This is a genomic window from Sulfurimonas hongkongensis (assembly GCF_000445475.1).
GTDB classification, from domain to species: Bacteria; Campylobacterota; Campylobacteria; order Campylobacterales; family Sulfurimonadaceae; genus Sulfurimonas; species Sulfurimonas hongkongensis.
Genome location: NZ_AUPZ01000005.1, coordinates 63,341 through 81,357 on the forward strand (window position 1 = coordinate 63,341; position 18,017 = coordinate 81,357).

Here is an 18,017-nt window from a genome sequence, read left to right on the forward strand (position 1 = left end):
TGCATAGCAAGTAAAAAAACTCTGGCTGAAAAAGCCTTTAAGGATACCTAATGGTAACTATGAAAGACCTATTGGAATGTGGTGTACACTTTGGACACCAAACTCGTCGTTGGAACCCGAAAATGAAAAAATACATCTTTGGTGTTCGTAAAAATATCTACATCATTGACTTACAAAAGACTCTTCGTTATTTTCGTAATACATACACTATTGTTATGGACGCGGCACACGAGGGCAAAACTGTACTTTTTGTTGGTACAAAAAAACAAGCTCGTAACTCAGTTAGAGATGCAGCTATCGCTTGTGATATGCCATATGTTGATAACAGATGGTTAGGTGGAATGCTTACAAACTTTCCAACTATTCAAAAGTCTATCCGTAAACTTGATGTTATTACTGAGATGCAAGAGAGTGGTCAAATCGATCTTTTAACTAAAAAAGAAGCTTTAATGCTCTCAAGAAAAAAAGATAAACTTGAAACATACTTTGGTGGTATTCGTAAGATGAAAAAACTACCAGATATGCTTTTTGTTGTAGATGCTGTAAAAGAGCATATTGCAGTTTTAGAAGCAAGATGTTTAGGCATCCCTGTTATTGCTCCACTAGATACAAACTGTGACCCAGATCTTATAACTTACCCAATCCCTGGAAATGATGATGCTATTCGTTCTATCCAACTTTTTTGTCGTGAGATGACTGCTGCAATCAACGAAGGTAAAGCTCTAAGAGATGCACCAGAGCAAGAAGAAGTAGCTGAACAAGATGCTCCAGAGCAAGAAGAAGCTGTAGCAACTGAGGAAGCGGCCCCAGCAACAACAACAGAGGAAGCATAACTATGGCAGATATAACAGCAGCAATGGTTAAAGAGTTACGCACGGCAACTGATGCTCCTATGATGGATTGTAAAAAAGTTTTAGTTGAGGCTGATGGAGACATGGCAAAGGCAACTGAACTTCTAAAAGAGAGAGGAATCGCAAAAGCAGCTAAAAAAGCTGACAGAGTTGCAGCTGAGGGTCTAGTTGGTTTTAAAATCGCTGATGATTTTTCAAAAGCTACTATAGTTGAGATTAACTCAGAGACTGATTTTGTGGCTCAAAATGATGGTTTTAAAGACCTAATTTTAAAGACAACAGAAGAGATATATAGTAACTCTCCTGCTGATGTAGATGCTATTAAGTCTAGTTCATTTGGCACATATTTTTCAGAATCAGTTGCAAAGATTGGTGAGAAGATAGATATCCGCCGCTTTGCTACACTTAGTGCTGATGATGATACTGTAGCACTAAATGGTTATATCCACTCAAACAACCGTATAGCAGTTATTGTCCTTGCAAAATGTGATAGTGCTAAGACTGCTGAGGGTATGCGTGATACTCTTAAGCAAGTTGCTATGCATGCATCTGCTATGAAGCCTACAACTCTAAGCTACAAAGACTTTGATGCTGAGTTTGTGGCTAGTGAGACTATTGGTAGAATTGAAGCTATAAAAAAAGAGAATGAAGAGTTAGCTCGTTTAGGAAAAACTCTTAAAAATATACCTCAGTATATCTCTATGAGTCAACTTACAGATTCAGTGTTAGCTCAGGCTGAGGCTGATATCAAAGCGGAACTTAAAGCTCAAGGTAAACCAGAGAAAATTTGGGATAAAATCATCCCAGGTTCATTAGCTCGTTTTATCGATGATAATACTACACTAGATAAAGAGCAAGCTTTACTAGATCAAACTTATGTTTTAGATGATAAAAAGACAGTAGCCGAGGCTGTAGAAGCCGCAGCTAAAAAACTTGGCGGAAGTGCTGAGATTGTTGAATTTATTCGTTTTGAAGTAGGTGAGGGAATCGAGAAAAAAGCTGATGACTTCGCTGCAGAAGTTGCAGCACAGATGGGATAAATCTACCTTTATTCTTACGCTTTGGCGTAAGAATAATGCTTCTACATTAAATATTTTCATATAATTATAAATGATGATATACTCTCATCATGGAAAAATCAAATAAAATTATTATTATTGGTGGCGGTTATGCTGGCCTTCGTACCATTGAATATTTAGCCAAAAACAAACAAAATCAAATCATACTTTTTGATAAAAATCCATATCACTACATGCAAACAGAAGTTTATGATCTTATAGCAAATGAAGAGGATTTTGCTCAAGTCACACTTGATCTCTATACTTTTTGCATGGGTTTTGATGAGAATGTAGTTTTTTACAAGCAAGAAGTTACAAGTGTTGATTTTGATAATAAAAAGGTTATCACTCAAACTCAACGGTATAGCTATGACTATCTTGTTATTGCAGTAGGATCTAGAACAAAGTTTATGCCAAGTATCAAAGGTTTAGAATATGCCTATGGTGTAAAATCACTACATCGCGCAATGTACTTTAAGCAAAAGTTTGAGATGTCACTTTTTAACAAAGTGCACGAGGGTGGAACTCACGCTAAACCTTTAAATATAATAGTGGCAGGAGCTGGACTTAGCGGTGTAGAAATCGTTGCACAGATGGCCTCTTACTCAAGAGAGTTTTATAATAATAACAACTTTATATGCAGAACGCTAAATATAGTGCTGGTTAATTCTGCAAAAAACATACTAAAAGGTATGGATGAGAAGCTAGTACAAAAGTCAAAAAAAAGACTAAGAGAGCTTGGCGTTTTAGTAAAAAATGAGAGAAAAGTTGTAGGGCTTGATGGAGTTAGTGTAAGCTTAAGTGATGGAGAGGTTTTACCTATGGATTTTATGATATTTGCAGGTGGAATAGAGCCAAATACCTTAGTTTATAAACTCAAATTAGAAAAAAATAGTCGTGGTTTTATTGAAACAAATGAGTTTTTGCAAGTAAAAAAATATGATGAAGTCTTCGCTATTGGAGATTGCACTACAATATACAACGATGGCAAAGTTGTTCCAGCAACAGCAGATGTATCAGAACAGATGGCAGAGTTTTGTGCTAAAAATATAGAGAATTTGGTTTTAGATAAAGAGCTCCAAGCATACAAGATTGCATCTCGTGGTGTACTTATAGCACTTGGAAGAAACTACGCTGCATCTAAACTTTTTGGTCTATACTTTAATGGTTATCTTGCATATATAGTTAAAAAGATAGTAGAGAGAGTCTATGCAAAGAGGCTCGATAGAGTTGCAAAGAGAGGTTGCGAGAAAATATTTAAAAGCTAAAAGAGATATTTTTAGCAATACTTGATATAATCACTCTTATGAATCTACTATCGGCAAAAAATATATCACACACTTTTGAATATGAACTCTTTAGAGATGTCTCTATAGAGCTTGATGAGGGTGACTCTATTGCTATTATAGGCATAAGCGGGAGTGGCAAATCAACTCTACTTCACATTCTCTCAACTCTGTTAACTCCAGATACTGGGAGTGTTGAGCTTTTTGGTAAAAACGTAGAGTTGATGAGCAAAAAAGAGTTAGCAAAGATAAAAAGAGATGCTTTAGGCTTGGTATTTCAATCACACTATCTCTTTAGAGGTTTTAGTGCGAGAGAGAATCTTGAAGTAGCTGCTATGCTCTCAAAACAAGAGATAGATGATGAGGTGTTAAAAAGGCTTAGCATCTTAGAAAATATGGAACAAAAAGTAACCCAGCTTTCAGGTGGACAACAGCAAAGAGTCTCAATTGCCAGAGTTCTTACTAAAAAACCTCGTGTTTTGTTTCTTGATGAACCAACTGGAAATTTAGATAAAACAACCGCAAATGAAGTTATGGATATATTTTTTGACTTTATAAGAGACAATAATGCAGCTATGATTTTAGTTACTCACGATGAAGAACTCGCATCTAGATGCAGACGAGTCTATAGACTGCAAAACAAAGAACTTATAATGGTTAAGTGAGCAAAAGATGTCTTGGGCGGGGATTTTTACTGACACATATATAGTTGGTTTTGTGCTTCTGTTTTTTCGCTTTGGGGCACTTTTTTTAGCTGCACCAATCTTTTCACACAGCAATATTCCTATGACAATAAAAGCTACTATGGCTTTTTTCTTTACTATAGTTTTTTACTCATCTATGCCGCCTTTACAAATAGAGATAAATGTTGCAACTATAGTTTTAGCCATACTTAGTGAGCTTTTCTTTGGTTTAGCCATAGGTGTGATTTTGCTCTTAGCTTACAATGTTATCACTTTTGCTGGCGGACAAATCTCTTTTATGATGGGTTTTTCAATGGCTAGTGCTATTGATCCACAAAGTGGTGTCTCTATGCCAATCATCTCGCAGTTTTTGTCACTACTTGGTCTTATGATCCTTCTCTCTATTGATCTGCATCATTGGTTATTGCTTTTTATAGATGGCTCATTAAGCAACATTCCTCTTGGTGGTTTTTTGATGGAGAAAAATCTTTTTGACTATACAATACAAGCGGCTTCAAATATGTTTTTAGTAGGTTTTATGATAGCCTTTCCTATCGTAGCGCTAACATTCTTACAAGACATAATATTTGGAATGCTTATGAAGACAATGCCACAGTTTAACTTACTTGTTATTGGTTTTCCTATAAAAATTGCTGTAGCCTTTATGGTTTTGATAGCTACACTAACTGCTACAATGTTGATTTTAAAGACACAAATGCAAGGTGCATTTAACTACTTAGAGATGTTTTTTTAGTTTTTTTTGATACAATGATAAAATTTATGCCCTCAAAGGAATGCTCGTGAAAATTTTACTTCTAAATGAAAATCCAGTGGTTACTAAGCTTGTCACGCTAAGTGCCCAAAAAACATCTGATGAACTAGATATAATCACCGACATACAAGATTTAAAATCTCAAGACTATGACCTTTTTGCAGTAGATGATACTCTCTATACACAAGAGATTTTTGATGAGGTTAAAGCAAAAGTAAACTTTAGTAAATCACTATATATATGTTCACGGGATGCTGAGGCTGTAGAGGGTTTTACAGAGACTTTGATAAAACCATTCCTACCAACTGACCTGGTTGAGCTTTTTGCAAATCTAGATAGCACCCAAGAGAAGGCTGAGGAAGTTCAAGATGAGATAGACTTGAGTGAATCACAAGAGAGTGAATTAGATACTCAAGATGATGAAGAGATTTTAGACTCAGAAGGTGATGAAGCGGGTGTTGATGAGATTGATTTGGATGATGCTGATGAGCTTGAAAATTTAGATGGCATTGATGAGGTAGAAGAAGATGCTCAAGTAGAGCCTGAGCAAGAAGATGATGTAGATCTTGAGGACGATGGACTTGATGATTTAGAGCTAGATGACTTACAAGAAGAAGATTTAAGTGAAGAAGACTTGAATGAAGATATAGATCAAAGTACCCAAGAGAAGAGTGAAAGTGTTTTAGACAAAGATGAGGTTCAAGAGGTTCAAAATCTTCTACAAGAGACAGAAAAAGAAGATGATGATAACTTGGATGATTTAGATCTTGAAGATTTTGACTTAGAAGATGAGCTGGATGAAGATGAATTAAATCTTGATGACTTTGAAGATGAAGATGAACTTAGTCTTGGTGAGTTAGATGATTTAGAGCTTGATGATATTGAAGAAAATGCAGAGCAAGAAGGCAAAGTACAAGAGAGTGAAGAAGAAAAAGATGAAGCAGTTGGTGAGCTAGAAGATTTTGATCTTGAAGATGAAGAGATTCAAGAAACACAAGAAGAAGTGGCTGATGCGCTTGATAGTGAGGTTGATAAAGAAGAAATGACAGAAGAGCCTCAAGAAGATAAAGTTATAGAAGCTGACGAGTTTAGTCTTGATAATTTAGATGAGTTAGAAGATTTTGATCTTGAAGATGAAGAAGCCCAAGAGGAAGAGGCTAATGATGATGTTGAGAGTGATGAAGAAGAAACGATAGAAGAGCCTAAAAAAGAAGAAGTGTTAGAAGACGAAGTAGATGCAAAGCAAGATGAGCCTGATGAAATGTTAGAGTCTGATGAGGAGGAATTAACTCAAGAAGATGATCTAAATATTGATGAAATAAGTGATGATGATTTGGAGAGCACAATAGAAGATGCAGTGCTAGGGCTTAGTAAAGAGGACTTAGAGAGTGAGCTTGATGAGGATGCGCTTATGGATATAGATATGAGTGATATTGATGGACTAGAGTCTCTAAACAGTAGAGATATTAAACTAGCTATTGGCGAGGATATGGACGAAGAACTCGAAGATGAACCTCAAGAAAAGAGTGTTGATGAATCTAAAGAGTTAGATGTGTCACAAGAGATAAGTTCTGATGATGAGGGCGTAGAGTCTCTTAAAAAACTTTTAAAAGCACTCTCAGATAAAGATGTAGCTGCTTCATTAAAAGGTATGAAGATAAATATCAATATAACATTGGGCGATAAATGATGTATAAAAAAAATGGAGTAGTTTTAGTACTCTCTGGTCCTAGCGGTGCTGGGAAAAGCTCTTTAATAAATGCAATAATAGATGATATAGGGGATTACTATTTTTCTATCTCTACAACTACACGTCCTATGCGAAAGGGAGAAGTAGAGGGAGTTCATTACTATTTTGTAAGCAAGGAGGAGTTTCAAAAAGATATTGAGCAAGATCTTTTTTTAGAGTATGCATTAGTGCATGGAAACTACTATGGAACATCTCTAAAGCCTGTTAAAGAAGCTTTGAGTCAGGGCAAGTTAGTAATCTTTGACATTGATGTACAGGGAAATACCGCTATAAAAAATAGGTTAGGGGATATTACAACATCTGTATTTATAACTCCTCCCTCTCTTTCAGAGCTAAAAAAAAGACTTATAAATCGCTCAACAGACTCTAAAGAAGTGATTGAAAATCGAATTAAAATGGCTAAAAGAGAGATTCAAAGAACTTCTGAATATGACTTTGTAATCATAAATGATGATTTTGATGTGGCGGCTAGTGTACTAAAGCAAATTGCAAAAACGGCAAGGATAAAAGTCCCTACTGACAGAATAAATGAATTTGTCCAAAAATGGGAAGATATTGAGCAGTAACCCCTGCTTTGATTGAGGTGATAAGAGTAATTACAGCAAATTGTAGCTATACTCTCGCATTAATTTTATAAAAAAAGGAAATAACATGGGAATGCCTGGTGGAACTGAACTACTAATAATATTTGGAATTATTGTGCTTTTATTTGGTGCAAAAAAGATACCTGACTTGGCAAAAGGGCTTGGTAAGGGAATCAAAAACTTTAAAAGCGAGATGAAAGAGGTTGATGAAGCTGAGGTTGCTTCAACTGATGACCCTAAAAAAGTAGAAACAGAAACAACAACTACTGCTTCAACAGAAGCTCCAAAAACTACAACACAAGCGTAAACTTTGAAACAGCGAGTATCTTCACTTCTGCGCGAAAAATTTGATCGCGATGTAGTTCTAGAGAAGCCAAAAGATAGAAGTTTTGGACATTTTTCTACTCCAATAGCGTTCTCTTTAGCAAAAGAGCTTAGAAAATCTCCAATGCTTATAGCTGAGGAGATTGCATCTTCATTTGATAATCATGAAATTTTCTCTAGTGTTGAATCTTTAAAGGGATATCTAAACTTCCGCCTTAGTGAAGATTTTTTAGATGAATATGCTTCTTGGGCACTAGAGAACGAAAAAGAGTTTGCTAGGCAAGAGAAAAAGAGTAAAATTCTCCTAGAATTTGTAAGTGCAAACCCAACTGGACCACTACATATTGGTCATGCTAGAGGTGCTGTCTATGGGGATACTCTCTATAGATTAGCAAAACATCTGGGTTATGACATCACTGCTGAGTATTATGTAAATGATGCTGGCAATCAGATAGATTTACTTGGGCTTTCTATCCAACTCTATGGCAGAGAAAATATCTTAGGCGAGAATGTTGAATATCCCCAGAGTTACTATAGAGGCGATTATCTAGATGCTTTAGCGCATGATGCTGTAGCTAAGTTTGGCAAAGAGATACTAAGCGATGAATCTCGTCAAAAAGAGCTTGCACTTTGGGCTAAAGATGGAGTTATGAAGATTATAGTTGACACACTAGCCGCTACAAACATTCATTTTGATAGCTTTGTTAATGAGTCATCTCTCTATGCTGATTGGCAAAGAGTTATGAAAAAGATGGGTGATGGCATCTATGAAAAAGATGGTAAAGTCTGGATAGCTTCACAAGCAAAAGGTGACGATAACGATAGAGTAGTTGTTCGTGAAGACGGTAGAGAGACTTACTTAGCTGGCGATATAGTCTATCACAACCAAAAGTTTGAGAGGGGTTATGATCACTACATAAATATCTGGGGAGCTGACCATCATGGCTATATCCCTAGAGTAAATGCAGCTGTAGAGTATCTAGGGTATGATAGTAAAAGACTCGAGACTCTGCTTTCTCAAATGGTGAGTTTGCTAAAAGATGGTAAACCATACAAGATGAGCAAACGTGCTGGAAATGTCATACTTATGAGTGATATTATAGATGAGATAGGCTCAGATGCACTTCGTTTTATCTTTGCCTCAAAAAAGAGTGATACTGCACTAGAGTTTGATCTTAGTGAATTTAAAAAGCAAGATAGTTCAAACCCTATTTTTTATATACAGTACGCTCATGCGAGAATTCAAACCATTCTCTCTAAGAGTAACTTTAGTAAAGAAGAAATTATGGTATCTTCATTAAAGGGACTTAATGAGAGTGCGGATGCACTTCTTTTTGATGCACTTTTACTGCCAGAAGTCATTGAAGATGCATTTGCTTCTCGCCAAGTTCAAAAACTTCCAGAATATTTAAAATCCTTAGCAGCATCACTACATAAGTTTTACTATGATTGTAGAATCATTGGAACTGCTGATGAAGCAAAACTTTTAAAACTTTTAGAAGTTGTAGCACTCTCACTCAGAGTAGGGCTATCACTGCTTGGTATTTGTGCAAAAGATAGAATGACAAAAGAGGACTAAAGCTCTGAAATTAGGTAAGACTCAGCTCTTGCCTAAGTAAAATCTACTCTATTTTTAAAATATCGTAAATCCTACAAAATCAAATCTATTTTTGCTTCAAATAACGAATTTTGCAAAATACCTTAGATTAAGAATGTTTTTATCATAATATATGGTACTATTACCACTAAATGAATATAAATAATTTTGGATGAAAATATGAGCATAAAAATAAGAAAAGCTTTAAGTGAAGACGCCCCTTTTTTGGCAAAAATGATACTGCAAAGTTCTCGTGCTGAGAAAAAGTACGGAATGTTTGATCTTATATTTGCAACTAAAAAAGATGAAGAAACTTTAAAATATATAGAAAAATTAACTACTACAAATGTTAAAAATCAATGTCATTACACTAATTTCTTAATAGCAGAGATAGATGGAAAAAAAGTTGGTTCACTCTGTTCTTATGAGCCTAGAATTGCTACAAGAGAGACTTTTATAGAAGCGATAGATGAGATAGAAAGAGAAAATGGTAGTGATGAGTATGTAGAGATATTAGAATCTTGTGATTTTGAACTAAACAAAAGAACACTTGTTTTTGACTTTATGGAAGAGATAGAAGGTTTTATAGATGTTGGGGTACTAAAAGCTCTTATGCAAAAGAGTCTTTTAACTGCAAGATTAAAGGGTTATAGAATAGCCCAAGCTATGGTAGAGATTGGCTCACTAGAGACTCTACTGTACTACAAAAAACTAGGCTTTAAAGAGGTTCGACAAAAAGAGTGCGAAATCTATAAAGAGAAGTTTGGTAGAGCTGGTTTGGTGCTTTTAGCTATAGAGTTCTAGCTATAGAAACATCTGCCCTTTCTCTTCTTCCCTCGCTTATTGCAATCTTCTTAGCACTCTACACTAGAAGTGTTCTTCTTTCTTTATTTGGTGGAGTAGTCTTAGGACTTTTTATACTTTATGATTTTTCCATCACACTTAGCATCAAAGCTCTTTTTGAACTTTTTGTTTCGCTTTTGCAAGAGCCTTGGATCTTAAAGACTCTTGGTTTTGCTATCTTGGTTGGAAGTATTATGGCTCTCATAGAGCAAAGTGGTGGCATCGAAGGTTTTGTAGAGTTTATGCAAAAAAGACTAGGACTTGTAAAGTCAGAGAGATCTGCATTAATGCTTAGTTACGTTATTGGTGTGGTTATCTTTATAGAGTCTTCTATCACATCACTAATAGCGGGAGCAGTAGGTCGTGGATTTGTTAAAGAGTATAAAATCCCAGCTGCTAAACTAGCTTTTGTTTGTGACTCCACATCAGCTCCCATCAGCTCTTTGATAGTTTTAAATGGCTGGGGAGCACTTCTTTTAGGACTCATCGCGACACAGATTCAAAGTGGCGTTATAGAGGGTGATGCTATTACGATACTCTTAGAGTCCCTGGTGTTCAATTTTTATGCAATGGTAGCCCTTATTGTTACCTTTGTAGCTATCTGGTTTAACATAGATATAGGTGCAATGAAACATGCCAAATATGTAAATACTAAAACTAAAGAAGACGAGTCCTTAGTTAAAAAATCACAAAGTATGTACTTTATGATAGTTCCAATCGCTTTAATGGTTTTTTTTGTTTTTGCCTATCTCTATATAACTGGAGATGGAGATTTACTAAAAGGTAGTGGCTCTAGTGCCATCTTTTACACAGTTGTTACGACTCTAATATTTATGTTTTTTTATTATACATTAAAAAAAAACATGACATATAAAATTTGGGGTATAAATTCATTTAAAGGGGCTGTAAAGCTCTTTCCTATCGCTATGATTTTACTTTTTTCTTTTGCGATAGGTGAGGTTACAAGTGAGTTGAAAACGGGAGAGTATTTAGCATCTTTAGCACAACAAAGTCTAAATATTTATCTGCTAGCTTCTGTTATCTTTTTACTAAGCTCGCTAATATCTTTTTCAACTGGAACTAGCTGGGGAACTTTTAGCATTATGGTACCAATAGCTGCTTCAATGGCAATAACTTTAGATGCAAATATAGCCTTAGTTATAGGAGCTGTTATCTCTGGCGGTATTTTTGGAGATCACTGTTCGCCTATCTCAGATACTACCATTATATCTTCGATGGCGAGTGATTGTGAGGTGGTTGAGCATGTAAATACTCAACTTCCATATGCCTTAATTAGTGGTGCTATTGCACTAATTTTATTTTTTGTGACTTCCTTGTTTTTTTATTAGATTGAACCATATGATTAATCTCTAAAGAAACATTTTGCATAGCAAAAAGCGATTCTCTTGTTTTGACTCAGGATCCAACTTAATAATTCTTTAGAGCATTCAACTATAAACTTTAAAATCCTAACTTCTTACAAAGCTAGGAGCAACTTAAAAGAGTTAGGTTTCTAAAACTTTGTTGATGGAGTAGCGCATATCTTCATCAAGATTTTCCATGTTTTTAAGCATCCATCTAAGATAAGCGGCATCTGAAATTGCTACTTCTTTTAGAGCTTTTCCTCTGTACTTTCCAAATCTGAAGTAGTGTTCAAAGATAGGTGTTTGAGTAAGTTCTACCATCTTCTCAACAGGGTTTTCTCCTACAAAGGTAGAAGTCACTACATCTTTGAGTTTTGATAAAAATAGTTTTAAAATTAAAACATCACCTATAGCATCGTGAGCTTTTACTACAATACCAAGCTTGTCAGCCTCTTTTTGTTCCTCTTTGTAAAGCCCCATTTTATAGCGAAAATATTGAAGTCTATGTGATTCTTCATCAGGAAGCACATGTTTTGCGACTCTTAGAGTATCTATAACCCTCATCTTGTTTACAAAGCCCTCCTTCTCAAGCATCCCAATATCAAAATCAGCGTTGTGGATGATGAGGTAGTTCTCCTCAAGATTTAGCTCGCCTAGCCTCCTATAAGCTTGACTATCAACACAAGAGGGTTTTCCCTCTAACATATCTGGGGTGATGCCATGAACTTCCATAGCCTCAAAACTGATATCTACCTCGCTAGAGTAAAATTCGTTGTGAACTTCTATCTCTTTGGCACCTAGGACCATAAAACCTAGTTGTATTATCCTATCGTTTTCACCTATACCTGTTGTCTCGGTATCAAGTATTACATATTTTTTTGCCAAAAATCATCCTTTTAATATCTTTTTACTTATAAAATTAACACTAAATTCTATAAATATTTAAGCTGCTCTCTTTGCTACAAATCTTAGCCAAAAATAACCAAAAAGTCCCGCAAAAAGAGAAGCGGCGATAATTCCAATCTTCGCTTGAAATATAAGTTCAGGATTTCCAACAAAAGCTAAATCTGCTATAAATATGGACATTGTAAAACCTATGCCACCTAAAAAAGAGACACCAAAGACTTGACTCATCGTGCTCCCCTCTGGAAGTTTAGCGATGCCAAGTTTTATAGCCAACCAGGCAACTCCTGCAATGCCTAGAACTTTACCAAGGATAAGCCCTGCTACAATGCCCAAAGAGACACTCTCTACTATAGTGTCTCCAACCGAAGAGAAATCTATAGAGATGCCAGCATTTGCAAGAGCAAAAAGTGGTATAACAATTAAGCCAACAGATAGATGCAACTTTTGTTCAAGCCTTGCAGAAGGAGATTCTACAGCGATTATTCTGTCTTTTATATTTGTAAGTATCGCTTTTTGCTTATCATGCATAGTGCAGTCAGTTGCTATGGGGTAGTTATCGTACTTATCGAGTAGATCTCTAGTGTCATTTGTAAAATCAAGTGGAGTAAGTTTTGGTTTAGATGGAATGGCCATCGCTGCAACTACTCCAGCAATGGTAGCATGTATACCAGATTCAAGCATAAAAAACCATAGAATAAGACCAATTATAAAGTAAGGAAGTATCATACGAATACCAAGGCGATTAAAAATAACCATCACTAAAAAAGATGCAAAAACTAAAGTAAGAGAGATCATATTTATATCATCTGTATAAAAAATAGCAATAACCACAACAGCGCCGAGGTCATCAACAATAGCAAGTGCTACTAAAAATGTTACAAGTGCAGGTGAGACTCTGTTTCTTAGAAGTACTAAAGCACTAATGGCAAAGGCAATATCAGTTGCCATTGGGATTCCCCAACCCTTCGCTCCAGCTTCATTATAGTTAAAAGCCATGTAGATAAGTGCAGGAACAACCATACCACCAATGGCTGAGAGGATTGGTAATATGGCTACTTTTATGTTTGAAAGCTCTCCAGTTAAGATCTCTCGTTTTATCTCAAGTCCGATAATAAAGAAAAAGATAGCCATCAGTCCATCATTTATCCAGTGATGTATGGTGTGAGAGAGTTCCCACGAGCCAATACTTAACTCAACTTGGGTGTGAAAAAAATCAGCATAAGCTTGTGTTAGTGGAGTATTTGCCAAAAGCAAAGCAACTACGGTCATAAAAAGTAAAATCATACCAGTAGTAGTTTGAGCATGTATAAACTCTTCAAAAGGAGTAGAGATTCTATTAAATGCTCTCTCCCAAGGTGCGTAAATTCTCATATTGCTCCATTATAGATTTTTAAGTTATTATAACTAAAAAAGACAATGCTAAAAAAATATGAGTATAATCTACCTTATGAATTTAGAAAAACTTAAAAATAAGACTATTTTACTTTTTGGAAAAACGCGTTCGTTTAGTTGGGACGAATTTAACTCTCAATTAAAGTTTCATAAAATAAAGCTTGCAGATAAATTTAGCGATAGTGTAGAGCTAATTGTAGATGCAAAGATGATGACTCCTTATGAGCAAAATGAGAGCGAGAGTCTATATGAGAGTAAAAAAGATTTAGAGTTTATCTCCATAGATGCGCTTGAGAGAGAACTTGCAAAACACATAGATGCAGATACGCTTATGATGAGTCTAAAGCTCTCAGGAGACAAAACAAGGCTAAAAGACTTTTTAACAAATCCGATGATAAGTGATGAGTTGTATTTAAAGCTCATAAAGATGTACAATTGGGGCGGTGAGAACTTTTTTGATAATGATGATAACAGAGATATAAGTGCAGCTTTAATAGTGCGGTTTTATAAAAACATAGAGAGAAACCACAATGTTGAGTATGCAGCTTTAGGTATCATGCATCTCGCATCTCAAAGCAGTAACTCTTTGGTTTTAGAAACCATTGCAAACTTAGAGCCACTTCATTTGAGCATGAGTGATGAAACAAATAGATCAAACTACAAAATCATCTCAAGCCTTGCTAAAAACAGCTCAACTCCAAAGAGTGTTTTAAAAATGTTTATAAAAAAAGGACCGCTTGAGATAAAAGAGATAATAGCCATGCGAGAAGATTGTGATGGAGAGATGCAAAACGCGCTTTTAGAGATAAGTGAAGTTCATAAGGCTCTCTCACATAACAAAAATCTGACAAAAGAGACGATAAAAACTCTTATGCAAGAGAGTGAATTGGCTAGAAATATGGCAAGATATGTAAAGTTAGATGCTGAACTCTTTGAGACTTTTTTAGATGCAAACCTTGTAGAGCTAGCACAAAATAGTTCTCTAACTAAAGAGATGCAAAAGAGGATTTTAGGACTTAAAAACCGAGATGCAAACCTAGCTTTATCAGTAAATGAGCAAATAGACAGAGATGTAGTGGATAGTTTGCTCGGTCAATCTTCACAAGAGATTTCTGATGCCTTATATCAAAATAGAGCGACTCCAAAAGAGATACTTAAAGTCGCTTTTGAGGATGAGAAAAACCATCAAGGGCTTGCTAAAAATTCTAACACGCCTAGTGAGATTTTGGAACTCTTAGCAAAGAGTGGCGATGCAGAGATTTTGCTCTCTTTGGCAAAAAACTCTAACACACCAGTTGATATTTTATATCAGCTTCAACTTGATTCTCGGTATGAGCGAGCAGTCAAAGAAAACCAAAATTTTGGCAGGCATATTATGAGTGAAAATATAGGATGGCAAGTTTAGATGAGAGCATCAAGATTAACACAAACACTTAAAGCTTTAGTAGAGCAAAAGGTACCAGTTTTTTTATGGGGAGCACCTGGGATTGGGAAGTCTTCTATAGTTAAGCAGATTGCACAGAGTAAGAAAATCGGCTTTATAGATTTAAGGCTCGCACTTATGGACCCAACGGACTTAAAAGGGATTCCATTTTATGATAAAGAGTCACACACTGCTCTTTGGGCGCCACCTGCTTTTTTACCAAAAGATGGCGAGGGGATACTCTTTTTAGATGAGCTAAACACCGCCGCACCAAGCGTTCAAGCCTCTGCATATCAGCTCATACTTGATAGATGTGTAGGTGAGTATGAGTTGCCTGATGGTTGGGCTATAGTTGCTGCTGGAAACCGTGAGAGCGATAGAGGTGTGACATATAGGATGCCATCACCACTTGCCAATAGATTTGTTCACTTTGAGATGGAAGTTGATGTGGATGATTGGAAGTTTTGGGCTTTTAAAAAAGCTCTTGATGAGAGAATCATTGCTTATATCTCTTACAAAAAAGAGCATCTATTTACTTTTGATGCAAAGAGTGATGCAAAAAGCTTTGCAACTCCTAGAAGTTGGGAGTATGTTCATAATATCTTAAATGCAAATCTGGATGGGACACTTTTGCTTGATGCTCTTAGTGGTGCTGTCTCTCGTGAAGTTGCAGTTGGATTTTTAAGTTTTATAAAAGTTATGCATAAACTTCCAGATATAGAAGCTATCTTAGAGACAGGAGAAGGCGAATATAGCGATGAAGTAGATGTTTTGTACGCTCTTAGTATAGGACTTGTAAGCGCTTTGCTTAAAGACTATAGCGATGAAAGGCTTGATAATCTTCTTAGATATACACTAGAGTTAAAGAGTGAGTTTGCGGTTTTGTGTGTGCAAGATTTGCAAAAAAATGGGCAAACGATGGAACACTCTGATGTTTTTAGGGAGTGGGTAAAAAAATTTGCTTACCTTTTGGCGTAAGCATTGTAAAATAATGGAAAATTAAACTTGATAAATAAACTAAAATCCCTACAAAATAATCAAGGCTTTATGAAGTACTTCAAAAACACTTCTTGGCTCTTTGGTGAGAAGATTCTTCGCATGATAGTAGGGCTTTTTGTTGGCATCTGGGTAGCTAGATATCTGGGACCTGAGCAGTTTGGGCTTTTTTCTTATGCTCAGAGCTTTGTGGGACTTTTTACTGCCATCGCTACTCTTGGGCTTGATGGCATAGTAGTTCGTGAGCTTGTAAAAGATAAGAGCATAAGAGATGAGCTTATAGGCACAGCTTTTTGGCTAAAGCTCATGGGAGCCTTTGGAGTTTTACTCGTGCTAGCTGTTGCAGTAAACTTCACTTCAAATGATAGCTATACAAATCTACTCGTATTTATCATCGCATCTGCTACAATATTTCAGTCTTTTAATGTCATAGACTTATACTTCCAAAGCAAAGTGTTAAGTCGTTATGTAGTCTATGCAAATATTATTTCACTTTTTATAAGCAGTATAGTAAAAGTGGTACTTATACTTAGCGGTGCTCCACTTATTGCTTTTGCATGGGTAGTTTTGTTGGATAGTTTTGTATTGGCATGTGGATTTGTCTATTTTTATATATATCATTTTTATCATTTCACACCCGATACAAAATCTCAAGCCATTCGTCATTTTGCACTTCGATATAAAATCCCATTTAAAATTCAAAATCTAAAATTTAAAAAATCTACAGCAATCTCTCTTTTGAAAGACTCATGGCCACTCATACTTAGCGCAATTGTTATCTCTATATATATGAAGATAGATCAAGTTATGATAAAAGAGATGCTAGATAGCCAGGTAGTAGGACAATATGCCGCAGCAGTTAGAATAAGTGAGCTTTGGTATTTCATACCTATGGTTATAGTATCTTCTCTGTTTCCTGCCATCATCAATGCTAAAAAACAGAGTGAAAAACTTTACTATATAAGACTTCAAAAGCTTTATAATATGATGGTTTGGTTGGCGATAGCTATAGCACTTCCTATGACATTTCTCTCTGACTGGGTTGTGGATTTGCTCTATGGAGAGCAGTACAATCAAGCCGGAAGTGTGTTGATGATACATATTTGGGCAGGGGTTTTTGTGTTTTTGGGAGTTGCTAGTGGGAAGTGGTTATTAAGTGAAAATCTACAGATATTTTCTACTATTAACACATCTATTGGCGCAGTTATTAATGTTGGTCTAAATTATATACTAATTCCAAAGATTGGAGTAGATGGTGCTGCTTGGGCTACTCTGTTTTCTTATTTTATAGCAGCTTATTTTAGCTTGCTATTTTGGAAACAGACAAGGATAAATTTCATACATTTATCAAAAACTATATTAATTACAAAGATGTTTAATGCTAAAAAAAATACTTAAAGCTGTACTACCAAAAAGTATAGTAGAAAAACTAATTGATGTTAAAAAAAACTGCTTGGATGGTTATGCTTTAAAATCATACTCACAAGAGGGCGAAGACATGATTTTAAGGCGACTGTTTGAAAAGCAATCAATAGGTTTTTATGTTGATGTTGGAGCACACCATCCAAAACGATTTTCAAACACTTACTTTTTTTATAAAAAGGGTTGGAATGGTATAAACATAGATGCTATGCCAGATAGTATGAGAGCGTTTAATAAAATTCGTCCAAGAGATATTAATATAGAAAAGCCTATTTCAGATAAAAAGCAGATTTTAACTTACCATGCTTTTAATGAACCAGCACTTAATGGATTTTTAAAAGAACTCTCAGAACAAAGAGAAGCTAAAGAGAGCTATTTTGTGCAATTTACAAAAGAGATAGAGACTTCAACACTAGAAGATATACTTGATAGTAAATTGCCTAAGGGACAACAAATAGATTTTTTATCAATAGATGTTGAGGGGATGGATTTTATGGTTTTAAAATCAAATAATTTTGAAAAATACCAACCAAAAGTTATCTTGATAGAAGTTCTTGGAAGTAGTTTGTCAGATCTTGAAAATAATAAAATATCAAAATTTTTAAAAGAAAAAAATTATTCTATATATGCCAAAGCTGTCAATACTGTTATTTTTATTAGTGATAAATTCTAAAAAAGTACTCTTTATTTAAAGAGATAATATACATTTTGTGGACTTATTTATGCATAATTGTTCAAACTGTTATGTGACTACATAATATTTAAC

17 protein-coding genes are annotated in these 18,017 nt (G+C 35.4%); 15 read left to right on the plus strand and 2 right to left on the minus strand.

What is annotated here, in order from left to right:
• Positions 1 to 50 precede the first annotated feature (50 nt).
• From rpsB to M947_RS16300, 11 genes are all read left to right on the plus strand, one after another.
• Positions 51 to 833: a 30S ribosomal protein S2 gene (rpsB, locus tag M947_RS16250; protein ID WP_021287124.1), complete on the plus strand. Its 783-nt coding sequence runs from the start codon at positions 51 to 53 to the stop codon at positions 831 to 833.
• Between the two features lie 2 nt (positions 834 to 835).
• A complete protein-coding gene (gene tsf / locus M947_RS16255) occupies positions 836 to 1,891 on the plus strand; it encodes a translation elongation factor Ts (RefSeq protein ID WP_021287125.1) in 1,056 nt (351 codons plus the stop codon).
• A gap of 89 nt (positions 1,892 to 1,980) precedes the next feature.
• Complete coding sequence (locus tag M947_RS16260; protein ID WP_021287126.1) at positions 1,981 to 3,177, plus strand: NAD(P)/FAD-dependent oxidoreductase; 1,197 nt, start codon at positions 1,981 to 1,983, stop codon at positions 3,175 to 3,177.
• A 38-nt stretch (positions 3,178 to 3,215) separates the two neighbouring features.
• Entirely contained in the window at positions 3,216 to 3,860 is a 645-nt protein-coding gene (locus tag M947_RS16265) for an ABC transporter ATP-binding protein (RefSeq protein ID WP_021287127.1), read from the plus strand.
• A gap of 7 nt (positions 3,861 to 3,867) precedes the next feature.
• The gene (fliR, locus tag M947_RS16270) at positions 3,868 to 4,632 is read left to right on the plus strand and encodes a flagellar biosynthetic protein FliR (protein WP_021287128.1); all 765 of its coding nucleotides are present in this window, start codon (positions 3,868 to 3,870) and stop codon (positions 4,630 to 4,632) included.
• Between the two features lie 40 nt (positions 4,633 to 4,672).
• Positions 4,673 to 6,340 (plus strand): midas domain-containing protein, encoded by a 1,668-nt coding sequence (locus M947_RS16275; protein WP_245541248.1) that lies wholly within the window; start codon positions 4,673 to 4,675, stop codon positions 6,338 to 6,340.
• Complete coding sequence (gmk, locus tag M947_RS16280) at positions 6,340 to 6,966, plus strand: guanylate kinase (RefSeq protein ID WP_031347892.1); 627 nt, start codon at positions 6,340 to 6,342, stop codon at positions 6,964 to 6,966. The genes M947_RS16275 and gmk overlap by 1 nt, the downstream gene beginning before the upstream one ends.
• Before the next feature lie 85 nt (positions 6,967 to 7,051).
• Entirely contained in the window at positions 7,052 to 7,291 is a 240-nt protein-coding gene (locus M947_RS16285) for a Sec-independent protein translocase subunit TatA/TatB (RefSeq protein WP_021287131.1), read from the plus strand.
• A 3-nt stretch (positions 7,292 to 7,294) separates the two neighbouring features.
• Complete coding sequence (argS, locus tag M947_RS16290) at positions 7,295 to 8,887, plus strand: arginine--tRNA ligase (protein WP_021287132.1); 1,593 nt, start codon at positions 7,295 to 7,297, stop codon at positions 8,885 to 8,887.
• Between the two features lie 198 nt (positions 8,888 to 9,085).
• Complete coding sequence (locus M947_RS16295; protein ID WP_021287133.1) at positions 9,086 to 9,709, plus strand: acyl-CoA acyltransferase; 624 nt, start codon at positions 9,086 to 9,088, stop codon at positions 9,707 to 9,709.
• A 176-nt stretch (positions 9,710 to 9,885) separates the two neighbouring features.
• Entirely contained in the window at positions 9,886 to 11,097 is a 1,212-nt protein-coding gene (locus M947_RS16300; protein ID WP_021287134.1) for a Na+/H+ antiporter NhaC family protein, read from the plus strand.
• 156 nt (positions 11,098 to 11,253) lie between these two features.
• Here M947_RS16300 and M947_RS16305 read toward each other — a convergent pair whose 3' ends face one another.
• Positions 11,254 to 11,997, minus strand: coding sequence for a 3'-5' exonuclease (locus M947_RS16305; protein WP_021287135.1), 744 nt, complete (start codon positions 11,995 to 11,997; stop codon positions 11,254 to 11,256).
• A 57-nt stretch (positions 11,998 to 12,054) separates the two neighbouring features.
• The gene (nhaA, locus tag M947_RS16310; RefSeq protein ID WP_021287136.1) at positions 12,055 to 13,389 is read right to left on the minus strand and encodes a Na+/H+ antiporter NhaA; all 1,335 of its coding nucleotides are present in this window, start codon (positions 13,387 to 13,389) and stop codon (positions 12,055 to 12,057) included.
• Positions 13,390 to 13,447: 58 nt separating this feature from the next.
• Between nhaA and M947_RS16315 the strand changes: the two genes are divergently transcribed.
• Genes M947_RS16315 through M947_RS16330 form a run of 4 tightly spaced genes read left to right on the plus strand, consistent with a single transcriptional unit; the run spans position 13,448 to position 17,924 of the window.
• A complete protein-coding gene (locus M947_RS16315) occupies positions 13,448 to 14,815 on the plus strand; it encodes a hypothetical protein (protein ID WP_021287137.1) in 1,368 nt (455 codons plus the stop codon).
• The gene (locus tag M947_RS16320) at positions 14,816 to 15,811 is read left to right on the plus strand and encodes an AAA family ATPase (RefSeq protein WP_021287138.1); all 996 of its coding nucleotides are present in this window, start codon (positions 14,816 to 14,818) and stop codon (positions 15,809 to 15,811) included.
• Positions 15,812 to 15,838: 27 nt separating this feature from the next.
• Entirely contained in the window at positions 15,839 to 17,227 is a 1,389-nt protein-coding gene (locus M947_RS16325) for a flippase (protein ID WP_021287139.1), read from the plus strand.
• On the plus strand, positions 17,208 to 17,924 hold the full coding sequence (locus tag M947_RS16330; protein ID WP_021287140.1) for an FkbM family methyltransferase: 717 nt from the start codon (positions 17,208 to 17,210) through the stop codon (positions 17,922 to 17,924). The genes M947_RS16325 and M947_RS16330 overlap by 20 nt, the downstream gene beginning before the upstream one ends.
• Positions 17,925 to 18,017: the final 93 nt, after the last annotated feature.

Coding starts and splice junctions, on each gene's coding strand:
- M947_RS16320 (WP_021287138.1), top strand. CDS start 14,816: ATGAGAGCATCAAGATTAACACAAACACTTAAAGCTTTAGTAGAGCAA.
- M947_RS16260 (WP_021287126.1), top strand. CDS start 1,981: ATGGAAAAATCAAATAAAATTATTATTATTGGTGGCGGTTATGCTGGC.
- M947_RS16285 (WP_021287131.1), top strand. CDS start 7,052: ATGGGAATGCCTGGTGGAACTGAACTACTAATAATATTTGGAATTATT.
- gmk (WP_031347892.1), top strand. CDS start 6,340: ATGTATAAAAAAAATGGAGTAGTTTTAGTACTCTCTGGTCCTAGCGGT.
- fliR (WP_021287128.1), top strand. CDS start 3,868: ATGTCTTGGGCGGGGATTTTTACTGACACATATATAGTTGGTTTTGTG.
- M947_RS16295 (WP_021287133.1), top strand. CDS start 9,086: ATGAGCATAAAAATAAGAAAAGCTTTAAGTGAAGACGCCCCTTTTTTG.
- nhaA (WP_021287136.1), bottom strand. CDS start 13,389: ATGAGAATTTACGCACCTTGGGAGAGAGCATTTAATAGAATCTCTACT.
- rpsB (WP_021287124.1), top strand. CDS start 51: ATGGTAACTATGAAAGACCTATTGGAATGTGGTGTACACTTTGGACAC.
- M947_RS16275 (WP_245541248.1), top strand. CDS start 4,673: ATGCTCGTGAAAATTTTACTTCTAAATGAAAATCCAGTGGTTACTAAG.
- M947_RS16265 (WP_021287127.1), top strand. CDS start 3,216: ATGAATCTACTATCGGCAAAAAATATATCACACACTTTTGAATATGAA.
- M947_RS16315 (WP_021287137.1), top strand. CDS start 13,448: ATGAGTATAATCTACCTTATGAATTTAGAAAAACTTAAAAATAAGACT.
- M947_RS16330 (WP_021287140.1), top strand. CDS start 17,208: ATGCTAAAAAAAATACTTAAAGCTGTACTACCAAAAAGTATAGTAGAA.
- tsf (WP_021287125.1), top strand. CDS start 836: ATGGCAGATATAACAGCAGCAATGGTTAAAGAGTTACGCACGGCAACT.